This is a genomic window from Denitromonas iodatirespirans (assembly GCF_018524365.1).
GTDB lineage: Bacteria > Pseudomonadota > Gammaproteobacteria > Burkholderiales > Rhodocyclaceae > Nitrogeniibacter > Nitrogeniibacter iodatirespirans.
Map to the genome: position 1 here is coordinate 1 of NZ_JAEKFT010000009.1, position 19,703 is coordinate 19,703.

The window sequence follows — 19,703 nt, forward strand, 5'->3', positions numbered from 1 at the left end:
CCATCCAGCACCTGGCAGGCATGAAGGAGTCGAAGGTGATCGTCGCCATCAACAAGGACGAAGAGGCACCGATCTTCCAGGTGGCCGACTACGGCCTGGTGGCCGACCTGTTCGAGGCCGTGCCGGCACTGACCGCCGCACTGGGCTGAGCCTGAGGGGATGCGGCAGTGAATTTCGCCGCAGACCTGTTTGACGGAGTCTGGCTGTGGGGCGGGGGCGTCGTCGCCTGCCTCACGCTGATCTGGCTGTTTCGCTCGGGCCGCTGGTCTGAACTCAAGCGGCCCGAGCGTTTCAATCTGTGGCTCGGCACCGCCGTGGCCTTGATGCTGGTGTGGCGGATGAAGGCGGGTGTCTATCCCGGCCTGGATCTGCACCTGCTCGGCGCCATGGTGGCCAACCTGCTGTTCGGCCCGCAACTGGCCATGGGGCTGCTGGGCGTGGTGTTGATCGGCGTCGGGCTGGCGACCGGTATGGACTGGCAGAGCCTGGCGCTGAACTGGTTGTTCATGGCTGCGCTGCCGGTGGCCATTGCCGAGGGCATCCGGCGCTTTGCCGCGTGGCGCATGCCGCGGCATTTCTTTGTGTATGTGTTCGTGGTGGCTTTTTTCGGCAGCGCGGCGACGGTTGTGTTGCAGGGGCTGGCCGCCGCGATGTTGCTGGCGGGCGCCGGGGTCTATTCGATGGACTTTCTGAGCGCCAACTACCTGCCGTACTGCCTGCTGCTAGGTTTTTCCGAGGCCTGGCTGTCGGGGGCCGTGATCACGGTGATGGTCATCTACCGGCCCGAATGGGTGGCCAGTTTCGATGACCGCCTCTACTTGAAGAACAAATAGCCGGCGCGGGGCAATGCCCGTCGCCACAATGATCGACTGACAGGAGTGCATGGACAATGAGCGAGTACGTTGCCCCGATCCGTGATATGCAATTCGTGATGAAGGAACTGGCGGGCCTGGATCAGGTTGGCCAGCTGCCGAGTTTCGGCGATGCGACCGAGGACCTGGTGGATGCCGTGCTCGAAGAGGCCGGCAAGTTCGCCAATGGTGTCCTGTCGCCCCTGAACCGCGCCGGCGACCAGATCGGCGCCAAGTGGGCTGACGGCAAGGTCACCACCGCGCCGGGCTGGCAGGATGCCTACCGCCAGTTCGCCGAGTCCGGCTGGACCTCGCTGGCCTGCGATCCGGAATACGGCGGCCAGGGGCTGCCCAAGCTGCTGAGTACGGCCGTCATGGAAATGTGGAAGTCGGCCAACATGGCCTTCTCGCTGTGCCCGATGCTCACCAACGGCGCCATCGAGGCGCTGGTGCTGCGTGGCACCGACGAGCAGAAATCCACCTACCTGACGCGCATGGTGAGCGGCGAGTGGACCGGCACCATGAACCTCACCGAGCCGCAGGCCGGCTCCGACCTGGCCGCCGTGCGCACCCGCGCCGAACCGCAGGCCGATGGCAGCTACAAGATCTTCGGCCAGAAGATCTTCATCACCTACGGCGAGCACGACCTGACCGACAACATCGTGCATCTGGTGCTGGCCCGCCTGCCGGATGCGCCGGAAGGCGTGAAGGGCATTTCGCTGTTCCTGGTGCCGAAGTTCATGGTCGATGCCGAGGGCACGATCGGGGCGCGCAACGATGTGCATTGCGTGTCCATCGAACACAAGCTGGGCATCCACGCCAGCCCCACCTGCGTGCTCGCCTTCGGTGACCATGGCGGCGCCATCGGCTACCTGATCGGCGAGCCGAACCGCGGTCTGGAGTACATGTTCATCATGATGAACGAGGCGCGTTTCGCGGTCGGCATGGAGGGCCTGGCACTGTCCGAGCGCGCCTACCAGCAGGCCCTGGGCTATGCCCGCGACCGCATCCAGGGCACCGAGGCCGGTGTGCGCGGCGGTGGCAAGGTGGCGATCATCCGTCACCCCGACGTGCGCCGCATGCTGATGTCGATGAAGTCGCAGACCGAAGCGATGCGGGCGCTGGCCTATGTAGTCGGCGCTGCGACCGATCTGGCGCATGACCATCCGGACGAGGCGGTGCGCGCGCAGCAGCAGGCCTTCGTCGATCTGCTGATCCCGATCGTCAAGGGCTGGTGCACCGAGAACGCCATCGACATCGCCTCGACCGGCGTGCAGATCCATGGCGGCATGGGCTTCATCGAAGAGACCGGTGCGGCCCAGCACCTGCGCGATGCGCGCATCACCACCATCTACGAGGGCACGACCGCGATCCAGGGCAATGACCTGATCGGGCGCAAGATCGCGCGCGACGGCGGCGTGGCCATGAAGGCCGTGATCGAGCAGATGCGCGCCGTCGTGGTGCAGCTCAACGACCAGGACAGCCCCGAGTTCAGGGCGATCCGCGTGGCGTTTGCCGCCGGTATCACCGCCCTCGAAGAGGCGACCGATTACGTGCTGCAGACCTACGGTAGCGACATCAAGGCCGCCTCCGTGGGCGCCGTGCCGATGCTTAAGCTGTTCGGCATCGTGGCCGGCGGCTGGCAGATGGCGCGGGCAGCGCTGGTGGCACAGCAGCGACTCGGCGAAGGGACGGGCGATGCGTCCTTCTACCAGACCAAGATCGTGACCACCCGCTTCTATGCCGACCATGTCCTGTCGCAGGCGCCGGGTCTGGCGTATGCCGTGGTCAATGGGGCGGCCGGTGCCTTGGCGCTCGACGACGACCAATTCTGACCGCGCCTTTCACCAAGAAAACCCCATCGCTACGGCGCATGGGGTTTTTTTCGCGGTGATCGTCGGCGCCATGATGCAAAGAAAAAAGCGACCCGCAGGTCGCTTTTTTTCTTGATGCCAGACGGGATCAGCGATAGCCGGCGCGATCGTACGCTTTCTGCGCCTCGGCCACGGTGTCGGCCAGCTTGCCGACCGGCAGGGCGTCGGCCTTGAAGCTGCCCAGACGCTCGAGCGCGGGGTTGCTGACCTTCACCGACTGCACCACCGGCCATTCGTTGTTGCCGTCGGCAAAGTAGCGCTGCGCTTCGTCCGAGGCCAGATACTCCAGGAAAGCCACTGCCGACGCCTTGTGGGGAGCGTGCTTGAGCATGCCGCCACCGGAGACGTTGATGTGGGTGCCGACACCTTTCTGGTTCGGCCACACCACGCCCACGGCCTCCATGACCTGCTTGTCTTCCGGCTTGTCGGAATTGATCAGGCGCGCCACGTAGTAGCTGTTGGCGATCGCCACGCCGCACTCGCCAGCCGCCACGGCGCGGATCTGGTCGGTGTCGCCGCCCTTGGGCTCGCGTGCGAAGTTGGCGACGATGCCCTTGGCCCAGGCTTCGGTCTTTTCCACGCCCAGGTGCTGGATCATGGCGGCACCCAGCGACAGGTTGTAGGGGTGGCTGCCCGACCGGGTGCACACCTTGCCCTTGAGCGCCGGATTGGCCAGATCCTCGTAGTTCTGGACCTGCTCGGCCTTGACGTTGGCCTTGTTGTACACGATGACGCGGGCGCGGGTGGAGAAGGCGAACCAGGTGTCGGTGCGCAGATTGGCCGGGATGCGGGAGGCCAGGGTCTCCGACTTGACGGGGGCGAACACGCCGGCCGCGTCCGCCTTGGCCAGACGCGATGCGTCCACTGTGATGAACACGTCGGCGGGGCTGTTCTCGCCTTCGCTGCGGATCCGCTCCAGCAGGGCGTCTTCCTTGCCCTCGATGCGGTTGATCTTGATGCCGGTGGCCTTGGTGAAATTGTTGTAGAGCGCTTCGTCCGTCTGGTAGTGACGGGCGGTGTAGAGATTGAGCACCTTGTCTTCCGCGTGAGCGACAGATGCGGCGAGGAGGGCACACAGCAGCGGAGCGGCGAGGGAACGTTTCATGGAGGTCGGCCTTTTGTTCAAGGATTTCGATGTGGCGGAAGTGTAACGAGAATGATTTCCTGATGCAAACGATTCTCATTAGGTGTAATCTGCAATGCGAATCATTCGCAATAGGAGTTTGTCATGAATGCCATGCTTGTGGGGGCCGACCGCCTCGGCAATATTCCGGATGTGCTCGACGGGTTCGGAATCCGGATTGCAGCGCATGTGACGGGGCGGGACCGCTCCCACCAGCGGCGCGCGGCGGATCTGCCGGTGGGCGTGGATCTGGTGATCCTGTTCACCGATTTTCTCGGCCACAACGTGATGCAGCGTTTCCGCGAGGCGGCGGGCAAGGCAGGTGTGGAGTTCGTGTGTTGCCGCCGCTCGGTCTGCGCCCTGAAACAGGCGTTGGATCGGCGTGCGGACAGCCAGTGCCGGCGCTGTCCCCGGCAGAACTGCTGAGCGCCCGGGGCGTGCTTACTGTGAGGTGGTGTCGGGCGATGCGGGCTGGATGGTGTGCACCACGCGCCGGCCGCCGTTGAAGCGTTTGTTCCAGTAGCGGGTGTTGAGGTCTTCGATGCGCACCTTGCCGCCCGACGACGGGGCATGCAGGAAACGGTTGTCGCCCAGATAGATGCCCACATGGGAATAGGCGCGCCGGCGGGTGTTGAAAAACACCAGGTCGCCCGCCTCGAGCTGTGTCCGCTTGAGCCGCTCGCCCAGTTGCGAGAGCGCTTGCGTGGTGCGCGGCAGATCGAGGCCCAGTGCGCGCTGAAAGACCTGTTGCACCAAGCCGCTGCAATCGATGCCGGTGTCGCGCGAGGTGCCGCCGAAACGGTAGGGGGTGTCGAGAAAGCTCAGCCCCTGCGCGATCAGTTCGCTGATCGGGGCGCCCGCGCTGGCAGGCGTGTCGCCAATCTCCAGCGAGGCCTCGGGCGCGGGTTCCGTGGCAACGGCGGGGCCTGAAAAAGCCAGGGCGAGCCAAAGCACGGTGGCGGGAAGCGCATGTCGGATCAGCATGCGCGCGAATATACTGTCCCGGAGCCCTTCAGTAAAGCGCTGATTCATAGCGTTGTTTTCAGCAATTGTGGTACACATGCGGCGATACGGTAGCCCACAGGGGGGCGAGCGGCCGATGGCGTGGATCTTCTTCTTGGTCTTGGTGCTGGCGATGATCTGGCTGGCGCTGTTGGTGCAACGACGTCGGCGCGAGCAGCGTGACGCCGAACAGGCGCGGGAGATGGCGTTCTTGCTGGCTCATGGGGATTTGCCCGGCGTGGCGCCGGCGGCGGACCGAAGCGTGCCCACGCCGATATCCGCCGAGCGTCCGGCTGCCGAGCGCGCCGTTCCTCGCCAAGACCGGCCCGAGCCGGCGAATGCGGCGGAACGGCGGCTGCCCTATCTCAATACCGCCCAGGCTGCCGCGTTTCGCCGTCTGGTCGATGCGCTTCCGGGCCATGTGATTTTTCCGCGCGGCTCGCTGCGCCGCGCGGCCGGTCTGGCGGCGATCGAGCGGGATGCGCGGCTCGACTTCGTGATCTGCACGCCAGCCTTGCTGCCTGTTGCGGCGGTCGACCTCGACCGCGAGGGCGCCTCAGCCCCGGTCGATGCCTTCAAGCGCGACACCTTGCGCCAGGCCGGGGTGCGCTACGCCGTTTGGCGGCGCGATGCCCTGCCCGACGCGGCGGCGATTGCCGCCTGGCTGCTCGATTGAGCACCTGAGCCGGTCAGCTGCTGCGCTGCAGCTGCTGGCGGGTGTGTTCGAGTTCGATGAGTGCCTGCGGGTGGCGGTGGCCGAGCGTGCGTGCCCGTGCCAGGGCCGCGAGAACCAGCTGCGCGATGGCATAGGCGTCGCCCAGCGCGTGATGCCGCTGGAAGGTCTCGATCCGTAGCGCCGCCATCCAGTCGGCGAGTTTGGCCAGCCCCAGGCCGCGTTCCGAATACAGCCCCGGCATGAGCCAGTAGGCGTCGAGCCAGTGGAGTTCGAGGTCGACACCGAGCCGTTCCTCGAAGGCGTTGAGCAGGATCCGCTTGTTGAAGCCGGCATTGAAGACCACGACGGGCGACTTGCCGATGAATTCGAGCAAGCCGGCCAGTGCGGCGGCGGGGTCGGGATCCAGCGACCGGTAGTAGGCGTGATGCGGGTTGATCAGCCCGCCTTCGATCGCGATGGCCGCGACAGCCAGCAGCCGATCCTTGGCCAGGTCGAGCCCGCTCGCTTCGGTATTGACCACCACGTAGCGGGTTTCGGCATGCGGCGTGTCGAGCGGCATGTCGGGCAGGGCGCGCCAGGCGTCCAGCGTGGCGCGGATCTCGGGCGCCAGATCGACGGTGCTGCGTGCGCCGGGAAGAATTCGGGTGATCCAGCTCATGGGGCGCTCGGTGGCAGGAAGGAATCAGCGAGCGGCGCGGGGCATGTCGCCGGGGGCAGAGGGCGCGCGCTCATAGCTGGTAGTCCAGTTTGAGGCGCAACTGGAGCTTGCGGGCCTGGCGGAAGGCCTCCTTGAGAATGCGCCGGTCGAGCTCGTTGAGGGTGTCGGGGTCGATCTTGTTGTCGCCCGGTGCGTCGTGTTCGGTGTCCAGGTGCTGCGAGCGCAGGCGCAGGAGCTGGATGAAGTGGAAGCCGTCGGTGACGGCATCGAGTTCTTCGCTCGGCACGCTGTTGCGCTGGCCCGACTGGCGCAGCCGCTGGACCGTGCTGGAGGCTTCCACGCCGGCGCGCAAGGCCAGGATGCGGGCGACGTCGACGAACAGGCGTGCGCCGGATTTCTTCAGATCGATGGTGCCGTCATCTTCGAGCACGAAATCGCGGATGCGGCCCAGCGGTGGCGTCACCGAGAGCGCGTTGTGCGCCATCATGCGCAGGAAGGTGGAGTTGCCCTTGGCGGTTTGCAGCAGCCAGCGGCGCAGTTGGTCGCCGATCTTTTCGTTGCCGTACAGCACCCGGAAGTCGAAGAAGATCGAGGCGTTGAGCAGGGCTTGCGGGTCGGGCTCGCGGATCCACGCACCGAAGCGCCGTTTCCATTCGTCGAGCGTCAGGCACAGGTCGGGGTTGCTGGCCATGATGTTGCCCTTGCACAGCGGGAAGCCACAGGCGGCCAGCGCCTCGTTGGCATCCTTGGCGAAGGCCAGCAGGCGCTGCTTGACGGCATCATGCTCGCCCTCGGCGGCCTGGAAGATGATGCCGTTATCCTGGTCGGTGGACAGCGTTTGTTCGTGACGGCCCTCGGAGCCGAAGGCCAGCCAGCAGAACTGCACGCCGAACAGCTCGTGGCGGGTCAGTTCGAGCGTGATGATGCGGCGGGTGAGCGCGTCGTTGAGCGCGGAGATGAAGCGCGTCAGCTGCTCGGCGCCGATGCCCTGGGCGATGAGGTTCAGCGCCAGCTGGCGGATGTCGCGGCTGGCATGCTGCAGCGACTCGATGTCGTCGGCGCCCTCGATGCTGGCCCGGATCTGGCGCAGGCCGATGCGCTGCAGCGAGAACAGGTCGCGCTCGGACACCACGCCGCGCAGCTTGTCGTCGTTGTCGACCACCAGCAGGTGGCGGCGGGCGTGGGTGGCCATTTCGAGCGCCGCGTCATAGGCGGTGGCGGTCATCGGCAGCACTTGCGGCGATGGCGTCATGACATCGGAGATCGGGCGGTCGAGGTCGAAGGCCGGCAGCACGATGCGCGACAGCAGATCGCTCTGGGTGAGGATGCCGACCGGGCGCTTGTCCGCATCGGCCACCACCATGCAGCCGATGCGCAGCTCGTCCATCTTCTCGAGTGCGCTGCGGGTGGCAGTGTCGGGGGTGACGAAGATCGGCTCGCGCTTGATCAGGTGGCCGAGCGGGGTGGTCATGGTCTGCTGCTCGGCGGCGCGCTGCGAGAAGGTGGTCTGCAATTGCTGGCGCGACTGGCTGAGCAGGCTGGCGATGTACTGCGTGCAGAACACATGGAACACCGCGCTGATGCGCATCAGCTCCATGAAGTCGTCCGCCGGCAGCTGGAAGCAGAAGCTGTCTTCCAGCGCCATGTAGGTGTTGGTGGACGGGCGGCCGGCCGAGATGGCGCCGATCGGGAAGCATTCGCCCGGCCCGAGCGTCATGGTGGCGTATTCGGTGAGCGCCACGTCGCCGCTCTGGTTGGCCTGCACCTTGCCGCGCTGGATGATGTAGAAGTAGCGTGGCCGGCCCATCTCGGCCGACAGGATGGTGCTGCCCTTGCTGAAGAAGCCCAGCAGCACGCGTTCCGACAGGAAGCCGAGCGCTTCGGGCTCCATCTGGTCGAAGGGCGAAAAGCGTTTGAGAAATTCGGTGCTGGCACCGACCAGTGTTTCGGCTGCTGTCGTCATACGGTCTCCCCAGTCGCGTATCCCGAAATTATAGGTTGCCGCGATTGTCCAGAACTGATCTGACGCAAGAAAGCGGGATACGCCGCACCGTCGGCGGGTGTCGCGCTCAGCCGGGGGGCGATGGATCGAGCCAGAAGCGGAAGGTGGCGCCGTGGTGTTCGGCCGCTTCGGCTTCGATCTGGCCGTTGTGGCGGCTGATGATGCGCTGGACCGTGGCCAGCCCGACGCCGGTGCCGTCGAAGTCGCGCGGCGAGTGCAGGCGCTGGAAGGGCTTGAACAGCTTGTCGGCATAGCTCATGTCGAAGCCGGCGCCGTTGTCCTGGATGACGATCCAGCGCCGCCCCTTGCGTTCTTCAGCATAGACCTTGACATGCGCGGCCTCGGTCTTGCGGGTGAACTTCCAGGCATTGCCCAGCAGGTTGTCGAGCACCGACTGCATCAGGATCGGATCCGCCTCGGCGTACAGGCCGGGCGCGATCTCCCAGGTCAGCGCGCGTTCCGGTTCGCGGTCGGCCAGATCGGTGAGCACCCGTTGCGCCATCTGACTGAGGTCCACCGTCTGGCGTTCGACCGGTTTGCGCGACAGGCGGGCGAGATCGAGCATGTCGTCGATCAGGCCGTTCATCCGCTGCACCCCCGCCTGAATCCGCTTGAGATATTCGCGATCGGTCGGATCGAGCTGCGCTTCGATGTTTTGCGCCAGTAGCCGGCCGAAGCCGTCGATGGCGCGCAGCGGGGCGCGCAGGTCGTGAGACAGCGAATAGCTGAAGGCTTCGAGTTCTTCGAGGGCGCTTTGCAGCTCGCCGGTGCGTTCGTCGACACGGTCGTCGACGGTGGCTTCGAGGCGTTCGAGCTGCTCGGCGGTTTTTCGGCTGGCGGTGATGTCGCGGATCATGACCGTCATACCGCCACCGAGCGGGGCGACGTGGCGATGGCGCGACAGGCGCACGTTGAACCAGTGCGCCTGGCCATCGCGGTTGACCGCGTAGTCGAAGCTTTGCACGCCAAGGCCGTCGCGCAGTTTTTGGCGCGCCAGCTGGAAGGGGGCGATCGCTTCGGGCGGCAGCAGGGTCTCCACCGGTAGCCCGTTCAGGCCCGTGTCGGGCAGCTGGAAGCGCGGCGGCGTCGGTTTGGGGTAGTGGTCGTGGACGAGGCCGGCGCAGTCGGCAATCAGCATCAGGTCGTCGATGCCGGCCAGCGCGCCATGCAGCCGGGCGTCAGCCTCGCGCCGGGCACGTTCGGCATCGACCCGCTCGGTAATGTCGCGCCCGATCACCATCAAGGCCTTGGGCTGGCCGTCGGCGCCGAGGATCGGGGTTTTGATCATGTCGAGCGAGCGGGTGCCGGGCGCTTCGGTATGCGGGATCTCTTCGATGTAGCGGACCGGCTCCCGGCGCGACCAGGCCAGCTGGTCGGTGTTGCTGCAGCGTTCGAGCGGGTCGCGCATGGTCTCGCCCACGCGGGCGGCCAGCTGCCGGTTGTCTTTGCCGCGCCAATCGATGTGCGTCAGCCCGTACATGCGAAGGCCGGCGGGGTTGGCCAGCAGCCAGCGCCCGTCGGGGTCTTTGAGCGCGATGAAGTCAGGCGAGGTCTGCAGCAATGTGGTCAGGCGTTGCTCGGCATCCTGCAAGGCCTGCTCGATGGCCCGCTGGGGCGACAGATCGATGATGAACCCGCCCAGGTAGCGTTTGCCGAGGAAGGCCATGCGGCTGAAAAACAGCTCGACCGGGATGTCTCGGTGGTCGAGCCGGTGCAGCGTGCAACGCACACGAAGGGCCTCGGCGTCGTCGGGCGACGGGTCGAGCAGTGCGCCGGCATGGCTGAAGAGCGTGCCCAGGTCGAGGGGCGTAGCCGGATCGGTGCGTGCCACGAGTTGGTCGAAAGCGGCGTTGCTCAGCGTGACCTTGCCGGCCGTGTCGGCCCACATCATGGGCAGCGCCATGGTGCCGAAGGCGTGGCGGCTGAAGCCGATGAGCTCGCCGGCTTCGCTGGCGACCGAATCGTCGATCAGGATGAGCAGCTGCGCCTGGGTGCCGCGCGAGGCGTCGGTGACGAAGCGGTGGGCCCGCACCAGCACATGGCGGTCGCCGACCCGAATCGAGACCGGGCCGTCGGGTGCGGCCAGACGGCTCAGCGCGCTCAGTTGCAGGCGGCTGTCGGGCGGCAAGGCTTCGAGCACGTCGGACAGATGCCGGGCGGCGGCGTCCGCGGCGACGTCCAGCAGCGCACGGGCAGCCGGATTGATGAAGGCGATCTGGCCGTCGGTGCCGACCAGGCACAGGCCGAGTGCCTGGCTGCGTGAGAGGAACTGGTCGATGACGTTGGCCTGCAACACGGCTTGTCGGTGGCCATCGAGTTCCCGGGCCTGGCGGGTGATCACGCGCCGCAGCACATCGACATAGCGATGCTCCAGGCAGCGCACGATGTCATGCTCGGAGACGATGCCGCACAGCCGGTCGTTGCGGGTGACCACGATGTGGCGGATACCGCGCATGGCCATCTCGCGGGCCGCTTCGAACACCGGCCGTTCGGCCTCGAGCTGGATCACCGGCCGGCTCATCACTTCGGCCGCCGGCAGCGTCTGCAGTGCGGAGCGCCGGGCCATCAGGCGGGTGACGTCGCGGGTCGTGAGGATGCCCGCCGGCATGCCATCGTCGGTCGCGATCATGACGCAGCCGATCTGCAGCTGACGCATGCGCGTCACGCACTCGAACACCGAGGTGTCGGGCCCTACGGTGACGGGATCGGGCGTCATGATCTGTTCGATGGCGTCGAGGTGGGCGAAATGTTCGATGCCCATGCGGCCGAGGATGGCGCTTTCGCTGAGCAGGCCGAGCGTCCGCCCTTGCGGATCGCGGACCACGGCATGACGCATGCCCCGGCCGAGCATGCGTTCGTAGGCGTCGATGTAGTTCTCGTCGGCCTCGGCCCACAACACGGCGTGTTGGCAGACATCGCCGAGCCGCCGGTTGCCGCTGGGCGCCTCAGTGCCCAGTGCCAGCGCCGAACGTTCGGTCAGGATGCCGACGATCTGGCCGTCATGCTCGGCCAGCACGGCATGGGAAGGGCTTTCGGAGAGGGCCGACAGGGCGGCCGGCAAGAGGGTGTCGGTCGACATCGTGACTACCGGCCGTGCCAACTCGCGCGCGGACACGATGGGGAGGGAAAAGCCGCCTGGAGTGTCGGAACCGGGCATGGTCTGGACCGTCGAACGAGTGGCCGCAGCCACGTGTTACAAAATGTAGCCGATCCCCCGTCTAAATAGAAGGCATATCTTTCCGGGCTTGTGACGCGGCATCACTGCCGGTGGTGCTGGGCAACCCATTGATTGAGCAGGATGCGTACGGCATCGGGCAGCTCGGAGGCGCTCATGCCGATCGGGCCGATGCCCTTGGCCAGCAGCAGGTCGGCGGCGGCGCCATGCAGATGGACGGCGCCGATGATCGCCGCCTCGATCGGCCAGCGCTGGGCCAGCAGGCCGGCGAGCAGACCGGTGAGCACATCGCCCATGCCGGCGGCCGACATGCCGGGGTTGCCGCTGCGGTTGATCAACCACCGACCGTTCGGATGGGCGATCAGGCTGCCATGGCCTTTGAGCACCGCATGGGCATCGAAGCGGCGGGACAGCTCGATGACGGCATCGAGGCGGTTCTGCTGAACCTGATCGGGGCTGCACTTGAGCAGGCGGGCGGCCTCGGCCGGATGGGGGGTCAGCACCACCGGCGCGTGGCGGCGGGTGGCGGCACCGGCCAGCGTGTCGTCGTCGGCGATCAGGTTGAGCGCGTCGGCGTCGAGCACCAGGGCGTGGTCGGACGCCAGCGCCTGGCGCAGCAGGTCGGCCGCGACGGTGTCACGGCCCAGACCGGGGCCGATGGCGATGGCCTGGCCTTCGCTCAGGGCGTGTTCCGCGCTGCGGATCATCAGCTCGGGCTGGACCAGATCGACGGCCGGGGCGCGCGGATCGAGCAAGCCGACGAACACCCGCCCGGCGCCGGCGCGCAGCGCCGCCCGGCCGGCCAGCAAGGGGGCGCCGCACATGCTGGGCGCGCCGCCGATGATCACCGCATCGCCGAACAGGCCTTTGTGGGCGTTGAGCCGGCGCGGGGTGAACTGGTCGGCGAAGAGGGCCGGGCGCACTTCCCAGCCGGGCGCGGGCAAAAAGGCGTTGGCGTCCAGATCCAGGCGCTTGACCACCAACTCGCCGCAGTGGTCCGGCCCGTCGAGCGTGAGCAGACCGGGCTTGAGGGCGATGAAGGTGACGGTGTGCGTGGCGCGAAAGGCCACGCCGAGCACGCGGCCGGTGTCGGCGCACAGGCCGCTGGGCACGTCGATCGACATGCGCGGGCCGGGCAGCGCGTTGAGGGCGCGGATCCACTCGGCGTAGCGGCCGGTGATGGGGCGCTGCAAGCCGATGCCGAACAGCGCGTCGACCACCAACGCCCAGCCTTCGGGCGGGGCCGCGGGCAGGTCGGAGAGGGTTTCGCCACCGGCGTCGCGCCAGGCCTCCCAGGCCTTCTTGGCGTCGCCCGGCAGCTTGGCCGTGTCGCCCGAGAAGGCGACCACCACCTGGCGGCCAGCCTGCAGGAAGTGGCGCGCCATGACGAAGCCGTCGCCGCCGTTGTTGCCCGGGCCGCAGGCGATCAGCAGGGCGCCGGGGCGGTCGATCATCAGCCGCACGGCTTCCTCGGCCGACGCGCGCCCGGCGCGCTCCATCAGCGGCGGCTTGGCCGTCGGCATGGCGGCGGTTTCGATGGTGCGGATGCCGGCAACGGGGTAGATCGGTTGGCTGGACTGGAGCATGGAAGTTCGCCGATGACATCAGGGAGCGCCCATTCTACGCGCTTCGCCGATGGCCTCCGAGACCCTTCCGGCCTACAGGGTGGCGATCCAGCCTTCGAGCGGGTCGGCGCCCCCGGGCAGTCCAAAGTCTTGCGTCGAGCGCTGGTCGCACCAGGCGGCCTGGAGCAGCGCGAGGACGGCGTCGAGCCGGTCGCCGCCGGCGTCGTCCACCAGCGCCTGCAACTGCTCGTCGCTGGCCACCAGCGGGAGGCCGAGCGGGGTGTCGGCGGCGCACAGGCGGGCGACGATCGCTTCGCGCGCGCGGCGGCGCTCCTCGGTCTGGCGGCGGCGCGCGTCGCTCTTGTAGGAGGCCGGCGTGATGCGTCGCGCCAGCAGGCCGGGGTAGGCCTCGACGGCGATGCGATCGGGGTCGCCCGCGTGCAGACCGGGCAGGGTGCAGCCGGCGGCGAGCAGGCGCGGCGCGCCTTCGAAGAACATCAGGCCGACCGGCGGATTGACCAGCTTCATCGGGCTGTGCGAGCGGGCCGCCTGGTCGGTGTGGCGGTGCGGGTAGCGCGCGCCCATCGGGCGGCGCTGGCGGTCGGCGTCGAGCGCGGCGCGAAAGACGGGTTTGGCGAGGCCGGCGACATGGCGCACCACGGCGGCCCAGTCGGTGCTCGGCCAGCCCAGCGCGGCCAAGCCCTCGCGTGGCAGGCCGAAGGGAAAGTCGAAGGCGCCCAGCCAGGGGCCGGGGGTGTGCAGCAGGGCCTCGAAGGCCGGCCAGTCGGCGTGGGTGCTGAGCGCCTCGAGCCGCACGGCGCCGCCGACGCGCCGGCCGTGCGCGGCGGTGATCGGCTTGGCCCGGCGCGGCGCCGAGGTGAAGTCGACGCCGATGAGCGTTCTCACGCGGCGGCGCTGCCCTTGCCTTTGCTGCGCTTGTCGCGCAGGTAGAGGTGGCTGCCGCGCCGTTCGGTGTCGAACAGGCCGGTGGCTTCGATCAGGTCGCCGAGCTTTTTGTAGCCGTAGTTGCGCGGATCGAACGGGGTCTGGTTGCTGATGTGCGAGCCGACCGACGACAGGCTGGCCCAGTTGTCGTCCTCGCCGACGCAGGCTTCGACGGCGTTGCGCAGCAGGCTGGTGATGCGCGAGTCGCCACGCAGGGCCTTGCTGCTGACGCGCTCGGGCTTGGCCGACGGGGCGGCGGAGTCGTCGGGGGATTCGGTGATCAGGTTCTCGAGGTAGAGAAAGCGCGAGCAGGCATTGACGAAGGGCATCGGCGTTTTCTTTTCGCCGAAGCCGTACACCTTGAGGCCGTTGGCGCGGATGCGCATCACCAGCGGGGTGAAGTCGGAGTCCGACGAGGCCAGGCAGAAGCCGTCGAGGCGCTGGGTGTAGAGCAGGTCCATGGCGTCGATGATCATCGCCGAGTCGGTGGCGTTCTTGCCCTTGGTGTAGGCGAACTGCTGCACCGGCTGGATGGCGAATTCATGCACTTTGTCGGCCCAGCCGTTGAGGCTGGTGCTCTTCCAGTTGCCGTAGGCGCGGCGGATGTTGGTGACGCCGTACTTGGCCAGCTCGTCGAGCATCAGCTCGATTTTGCTGGCGGGGCAGTTGTCGGCGTCGATCAACAGCGCGATTCGGGATTCTTCTTGCATCAGGGGCTCCGCAACAGCCGGGCGGCTGTGAGTAGGGTGGTGGCGTGGATGGCGACGGTGTCGTCGATGTCATGACCATAGCCACCGGCCATGGCGATGGCAACGGGAATGCGCTGGTCGCGGCAGCTGCCGAGCACCAGGGCATCGCGCTGGGCGAGACCGTCGAAGCTGAGGGACAGGCGGCCGAGACGGTCGCCTTCGAAGGGGTCGGCGCCGGCGAGGTAGATCACCAACTCGGGGCGAAAATGCGTGAAGACATGGTCCAGCGCCGGGGCGAGGGCGGCCAGGTAGTCGGCATCGCCGGTGCCGTCGGGCAGGGCGATGTCGTGGTCGGACACCGTCTTGCGAAAGGGGAAGTTCTTGTCGCCATGCAGGCTCAGCGTGAACACCTCGGGCGTGTCGGCGAGGATGGCGGCGGTGCCGTCGCCCTGGTGCACATCGCAGTCGACGATGGCGATCCGCTCGGCGAGGCCTTCGGCACGCATCGCCAGCGCGGCGACTGCCGCGTCGTTGAACACGCAAAAGCCCGAGCCGAAGTCGCGGTGGGCATGGTGCGTGCCGCCGGCCAGGTTGGCAGCGCAGCCCGAGGCGAGCGCGCTGCGGCAGGCGGCCAGCGTGGCGCCGGCCGAGCGGCGCGAGCGCTCGACCATCTCGGGCGTCCACGGAAACCCGATGCGGCGCTGCTCGGCCGCGTCGAGCGCGCCCTGCGTTACCCGGCGCACATAGTCGGCGCTGTGGGCACGCAGCAGGGCGGTGTCGTCGGCGGCCTCGGGCACGCAGAAATCGGCGGCGGCGAACTGGCCGCTGGCCATCAGGCGTTCGCGCAGGCGACTGTATTTGACCATCGGGAAACGGTGCCCCGGAGGCAGCGGCAGGACGAAATGGTCGGCGTAGAACAGTTTCATGGCGGCGTGCTCAACGGGCCCGGGCCAGGCAGCGATCGTAGCGGCCTTCGACCCGACGGGCGAACCAGGCGGTGGTGAGTTTGCGCTGGATCTTCGGGCTTTGCAGCAGGATGTCGGGCATCTGCTGGCGCGGCAGCGCACGGCCGGCCCGGCGCTCGGCCAGCGGCCACAGGCGCTGGTAGAGACGGGTGCGGTTGAAGTCGGCGGATTTCTCGCGCAGCAGGTCGTTGCGGATCTGGCGGGCGCTCAGCTGCAAGGGGCCGGCGAGGGTGCGCAGGGCGGCTTCGGTGGCGCTCACGTCGTCGCGCGGGGTGTCGCCGCGGTAGCGCAGCAGATCGCCGTCGGGCGCCAGCTTGCGGCCCGTGGCGCGGGCGATCGCGTGCTGAAAGGCGGCGTTGCGGCTGCTGTAGCGGCCGGCGTTGAAATCGGCGAAGCGGAAGCGCGGATGCGGGTAGTCGGCCGGGTAGTCGAGCAGGTTGGCGATGCCGAAGTACAGGCCGCCGCGGCGGGTGAACACCTCGTGGCGGACCGTGCCGGTGCGGGGATAGGGGTAGGAGCGCTGGCGCAGGTGCTCTTCGGCAAAGGCAACGCTGACCTGCATCGGGCCGCCGGTGCGGATCGGGTTGAGGCCGGCGAGCAGGGTGTTGCCCAGCGGCAGTTCGGAGAGCATGTCTTCGAACAGCTGGTTCATTTGCTTCTCGGTGCGCAGCGCGGCAATGCGCCTGGCGTAGCTGCGCCCGTCGGGCGAGGTCTTTTCCAGCGCGGCATCGACGACGAGCCTGGGAATCGAAAAGCGCTCGGCGCGGCGGTCGATCTCCTGGCGCACGATGCGCGGCAGGCCCGGCACCACCGGATCGGCCTGCCAGCTCGATTCCTGCTCGATGACGGCGATGGCGGCGCAGAGGTTGTCGGCGCTGCGCGCGATGGCGAGCCGGTCGAAGGCGGTGTCGATGTCGCCGGCCCAGCCGCTGCGGTCGGTCATGCCCGGGGGCAGCAGCTCGGCGGCCGACAGCGGGGCGGGCGTCGGCGGTGCGTTGACGACCGGGGCGCCGATGACCGGGAGGTCGGTGACCGGGGTTTGAACCGGCGCCGGCGGCAGGGCGGGCGAGGGCCGCGATGGGTAGGGCGGGCTCTGGCAGGCGCTCAGCGCGAGCACGGCCAGCAGGGCGGCAGCATGCCGCGAAAAGCACGTCATGGAGCGGGGCGTCAGCGTGCGGCTGGACCGATGGCGCGCAGGAATTCGTTGCGCGCCTGCAGATCGGTTTCGAAGCAGCCGGCAAAGGCTTGGGTGATGACGCGCTCGTCGCCGCGGCGATCCTCGCCCAGCAGCAGGCACAGCTGTTCGGCCTCGATCAGGCAGGCGGCGCCGGCGGCATGGCCGTGCTCGACCAGCACGTCGGCGATGTCGCGGGTCATCCATTCCTGGTAGGTGAAGCGGTGGCCGATGGCGTCGACCATGCGGGCGATGCGGCCGAAGCCGTGCAGCCGCCCGCCGGGTAGGTAGGCCACGTGGGCTATGCCGCGAAACGGAACGAGGTGGTGCGGGCAGACGCCATGCACCGCGATGCCGCGCACCACCACCATGTCGCGGCGCGGGTCGTCGAAGCCGTCGCCGAGCGCGTCGGCCGGATCGAGTTCATAGCCGCCGAGCAGGCGCCGTTGCCACAGCTCGCGCACCCGCTGGACGGTGCGGCCGGTGTGCGGCCCGTCGGTGGCCACGCCGCAGGCGCGCAGTAGATCGCCGACGGCTTTTTCGAAAGCGGCCGGGTCGAAGTCGCCCTCCCGGGCAATGCCGATGCCGCGGCGGGGGGCAGGAACGTGATGACAATCGTCGGACATGAAGGGTTTCCGATGAACAGAGGCGCATGGTACCGAAAAGCCGCCGGGGCCGCCGTTACGCGGTATGAACGGAAAATTCAGCAAATCGTAAGTTTCAAGCAAGCATCGCGTAAGTGCTGCAGCCCTAAAGTGCTGCCAGCGCGTGCTCCGCATGTGCGCTTCATACATTGTGAGGAGACAACATAATGACATCCCCTGGCAACGATTCGGGGCAGGCGTACTGGAAGGCGACGCTCGGTCTTCTGACCGTGATCCTCGTCCTCTGGTTCGTCGTGTCCTTCGGCTTCGGCATCATCCTGCAGCCGGCGCTCGACAGCATCCACCTGGGCGGCTACCCGCTCGGCTTCTGGTTCGCCCAACAAGGCTCGATCTACGCATTCCTGATTCTGATCTTCTGGTACGCGGCGCGTATGAACAAGATCGACCGCGAACACGACGTTCACGAAGACTAAAGAGGCCTCAAGATGGATCTGAAAACACTCACTTTCATTGTCGTCGGCCTGTCCTTCGCGCTGTATATCGGCGTGGCGATCTGGGCGCGTGCCGGCAGCACCAGCGATTTCTATGTCGCCGGTGGCGGTGTGCACCCGGTGATCAACGGCATGGCAACGGCCGCTGACTGGATGTCCGCGGCTTCCTTCATCTCGATGGCCGGCCTGATCGCCTTCCTCGGCTACGGCGGCTCGGTGTACCTGATGGGCTGGACCGGCGGTTATGTGCTGCTGGCGGTGCTGCTCGCCCCGTACCTTCGCAAGTTCGGCAAGTTCACGGTGCCCCAGTTCATCGGCGACCGTTACTACTCGAACGCGGCGCGCCTGGTGGCGGTGATCTGCCTGATCTTCATCTCCTTCACCTATGTGGCCGGCCAGATGCGCGGCGTCGGTATCGTGTTCTCGCGCTTCCTCGAAGTCGATATCGTCACCGGCCTGCTCGTCGGTATGGGCCTGGTGTTCTTCTACGCCGTGCTCGGCGGCATGAAGGGCATCACCTACACCCAGGTGGCGCAGTACTGCGTGCTGATCTTCGCCTACATGGTGCCGGCGATCTTCATCTCGCTGAACCTGACCGGCAACATCTTCCCGCAGCTGGGCCTGGGGTCCACGGTGGCCACGGGCGAGCCGTTCCTGGCCAAGCTGGACACGGTGGTGCATGACCTGGGCTTCCAGGTCTACACCGAAGGCAACAAGTCGATGATCGACGTCATCGCCATCACCATGGCGCTGATGGCCGGTACCGCCGGTCTGCCCCACGTGATCGTGCGTTTCTTCACCGTGCCGAAGGTCAAGGACGCCCGCTCGTCCGCCGGCTGGGCGCTGGTGTTCATCGCCATCCTCTACACCACGGCACCGGCCGTGGGCGCCATGGCCCGCTACAACCTGCATGCCACGATGACGCCGGGTGTGGTGTCGGGCGAGCTGTTCTCGCCCGAGAGCGGCCTGAGCTACGAGGCCCGTCCGGAGTGGATGAAGCGTTGGGAAGCGACCAAGCTGATCAAGTTCGAAGACAAGAACGGCGACGGCCGCATCCAGTACTACAACGACAAGTCCAAGGATGCCGACTTCATGGCCAAGGCTGAAGCGGCCGGCTGGAAAGGCAACGAGCTGACGGTCGACCGCGACATCATGGTGCTGGCCAACCCGGAAATCGCCAAGCTGCCCGACTGGGTGATCGCGCTGGTGGCTGCCGGCGGTATCGCCGCGGCGCTGTCGACCGCGGCCGGTCTGCTGCTGGTGATCTCGGCGGCGATCTCGCATGACCTGCTCAAGGGCATCCTGACGCCGGACATGTCCGAGAAGTCCGAACTGCTGGCCGGTCGTCTGGCTGCGGCGGTGGCGGTGTGCGTGGCCGGTTATCTGGGGTACAACCCGCCCGGGTTCGTGGCACAGGTGGTGGCCTTCGCCTTCGGTCTGGCGTGCGCCTCGCTGTTCCCGACCATCCTGCTGGGCATCTTCTCCAAGAAGATGAACAAGGAAGGCGCCATCGCCGGCATGCTCACCGGCCTGTTCTTCACCTTCGGCTACATCCTCTACTTCAAGGGGATCTTCATCACGCCGATGGCTGAGAACATCCCGGCCAACTGGCTGTTCGGCATCTCGCCGGAAGGCATCGGTACCGTCGGTGCCGTGCTCAACTTCCTGGTGGCAACGGTGGTGTCGAAGGTGACGGCGCCGTGCCCCGACCACATCCAGCATCTGGTGGAAGACATCCGTACGCCGCGTGGCGCGGGTGCCGCTACCGGCCACTGAGTCGCGTGTTCTGCTGAATGAAAAACTCCCGCTGCGGCGGGAGTTTTTCGTTTTGTCATCCGTTTCGAGATGGCCCTTGCCGGCCACCGTGGCCGGTTTACACTTGCCGTCGTGGCGCATGATGCGCGGCGC

General features: G+C 67.2%; 17 protein-coding genes and 1 pseudogene. 7 read left to right on the forward strand and 11 right to left on the reverse strand.

The genetic code is table 11. From position 1 onward, the window contains the following. The 3 genes and pseudogenes from I8J34_RS09705 to I8J34_RS09715 form a co-directional block, all read left to right on the forward strand. A pseudogene (locus I8J34_RS09705) lies at nucleotides 1-149 on the forward strand (electron transfer flavoprotein subunit alpha/FixB family protein); the annotation flags it as partial. Nucleotides 150-167: 18 nt separating this feature from the next. Further along, nucleotides 168-833 (forward strand): energy-coupling factor ABC transporter permease, encoded by a 666-nt coding sequence (locus tag I8J34_RS09710; protein ID WP_230411781.1) that lies wholly within the window; start codon nucleotides 168-170, stop codon nucleotides 831-833. A gap of 56 nt (nucleotides 834-889) precedes the next feature. After that, a complete protein-coding gene (locus I8J34_RS09715; protein WP_214361204.1) occupies nucleotides 890-2,686 on the forward strand; it encodes an acyl-CoA dehydrogenase in 1,797 nt (598 codons plus the stop codon). 127 nt (nucleotides 2,687-2,813) lie between these two features. Here the strand turns inward: I8J34_RS09715 and I8J34_RS09720 are convergent, their stop codons facing one another. Then, nucleotides 2,814-3,830, reverse strand: coding sequence for a Fe(3+) ABC transporter substrate-binding protein (locus tag I8J34_RS09720; RefSeq protein ID WP_214361205.1), 1,017 nt, complete (start codon nucleotides 3,828-3,830; stop codon nucleotides 2,814-2,816). A 123-nt stretch (nucleotides 3,831-3,953) separates the two neighbouring features. Here I8J34_RS09720 and I8J34_RS09725 point away from each other — a divergent pair, with 123 nt between their 5' ends. Beyond that, nucleotides 3,954-4,274, forward strand: coding sequence for a DUF2325 domain-containing protein (locus tag I8J34_RS09725; RefSeq protein WP_214361206.1), 321 nt, complete (start codon nucleotides 3,954-3,956; stop codon nucleotides 4,272-4,274). A gap of 15 nt (nucleotides 4,275-4,289) precedes the next feature. Here I8J34_RS09725 and I8J34_RS09730 read toward each other — a convergent pair whose 3' ends face one another. Next, nucleotides 4,290-4,832 (reverse strand): C40 family peptidase, encoded by a 543-nt coding sequence (locus I8J34_RS09730; protein ID WP_214361207.1) that lies wholly within the window; start codon nucleotides 4,830-4,832, stop codon nucleotides 4,290-4,292. Nucleotides 4,833-4,983: 151 nt separating this feature from the next. Here I8J34_RS09730 and I8J34_RS09735 point away from each other — a divergent pair, with 151 nt between their 5' ends. After that, a complete protein-coding gene (locus tag I8J34_RS09735; protein WP_214361208.1) occupies nucleotides 4,984-5,526 on the forward strand; it encodes a PDDEXK family nuclease in 543 nt (180 codons plus the stop codon). A 13-nt stretch (nucleotides 5,527-5,539) separates the two neighbouring features. Here the strand turns inward: I8J34_RS09735 and I8J34_RS09740 are convergent, their stop codons facing one another. The 9 genes from I8J34_RS09740 to folE form a co-directional block, all read right to left on the reverse strand. Beyond that, nucleotides 5,540-6,184 (reverse strand): 3'-5' exonuclease, encoded by a 645-nt coding sequence (locus I8J34_RS09740; protein WP_214361209.1) that lies wholly within the window; start codon nucleotides 6,182-6,184, stop codon nucleotides 5,540-5,542. Between the two features lie 70 nt (nucleotides 6,185-6,254). Further along, the gene (locus tag I8J34_RS09745) at nucleotides 6,255-8,147 is read right to left on the reverse strand and encodes a DUF294 nucleotidyltransferase-like domain-containing protein (RefSeq protein ID WP_214361210.1); all 1,893 of its coding nucleotides are present in this window, start codon (nucleotides 8,145-8,147) and stop codon (nucleotides 6,255-6,257) included. A 106-nt stretch (nucleotides 8,148-8,253) separates the two neighbouring features. After that, nucleotides 8,254-11,343, reverse strand: coding sequence for a CBS domain-containing protein (locus I8J34_RS09750; RefSeq protein WP_323132709.1), 3,090 nt, complete (start codon nucleotides 11,341-11,343; stop codon nucleotides 8,254-8,256). Nucleotides 11,344-11,444: 101 nt separating this feature from the next. After that, nucleotides 11,445-12,947 carry an NAD(P)H-hydrate dehydratase gene (locus tag I8J34_RS09755; RefSeq protein ID WP_214361212.1) on the reverse strand — a complete coding sequence of 501 codons (1,503 nt, stop codon included), beginning with the start codon at nucleotides 12,945-12,947 and terminating at the stop codon, nucleotides 11,445-11,447. A 72-nt stretch (nucleotides 12,948-13,019) separates the two neighbouring features. Then, on the reverse strand, nucleotides 13,020-13,832 hold the full coding sequence (locus I8J34_RS09760) for a DUF429 domain-containing protein (RefSeq protein ID WP_214361213.1): 813 nt from the start codon (nucleotides 13,830-13,832) through the stop codon (nucleotides 13,020-13,022). Further along, a complete protein-coding gene (locus tag I8J34_RS09765) occupies nucleotides 13,829-14,581 on the reverse strand; it encodes an NYN domain-containing protein (protein WP_214361214.1) in 753 nt (250 codons plus the stop codon). The genes I8J34_RS09760 and I8J34_RS09765 overlap by 4 nt, the downstream gene beginning before the upstream one ends. Continuing rightward, nucleotides 14,581-15,486 carry a histone deacetylase family protein gene (locus tag I8J34_RS09770; protein WP_214361215.1) on the reverse strand — a complete coding sequence of 302 codons (906 nt, stop codon included), beginning with the start codon at nucleotides 15,484-15,486 and terminating at the stop codon, nucleotides 14,581-14,583. The genes I8J34_RS09765 and I8J34_RS09770 overlap by 1 nt, the downstream gene beginning before the upstream one ends. Nucleotides 15,487-15,496: 10 nt before the next feature. Further along, on the reverse strand, nucleotides 15,497-16,681 hold the full coding sequence (locus tag I8J34_RS09775) for a DUF1615 domain-containing protein (protein ID WP_230411782.1): 1,185 nt from the start codon (nucleotides 16,679-16,681) through the stop codon (nucleotides 15,497-15,499). An 11-nt stretch (nucleotides 16,682-16,692) separates the two neighbouring features. Then, on the reverse strand, nucleotides 16,693-17,325 hold the full coding sequence (folE, locus tag I8J34_RS09780) for a GTP cyclohydrolase I FolE (RefSeq protein WP_214361216.1): 633 nt from the start codon (nucleotides 17,323-17,325) through the stop codon (nucleotides 16,693-16,695). A 185-nt stretch (nucleotides 17,326-17,510) separates the two neighbouring features. Here folE and I8J34_RS09785 point away from each other — a divergent pair, with 185 nt between their 5' ends. Continuing rightward, the gene (locus tag I8J34_RS09785; protein WP_214361217.1) at nucleotides 17,511-17,777 is read left to right on the forward strand and encodes a DUF4212 domain-containing protein; all 267 of its coding nucleotides are present in this window, start codon (nucleotides 17,511-17,513) and stop codon (nucleotides 17,775-17,777) included. A gap of 12 nt (nucleotides 17,778-17,789) precedes the next feature. Next, the gene (locus tag I8J34_RS09790) at nucleotides 17,790-19,571 is read left to right on the forward strand and encodes a sodium:solute symporter family protein (RefSeq protein ID WP_214361218.1); all 1,782 of its coding nucleotides are present in this window, start codon (nucleotides 17,790-17,792) and stop codon (nucleotides 19,569-19,571) included. Nucleotides 19,572-19,703: the final 132 nt, after the last annotated feature.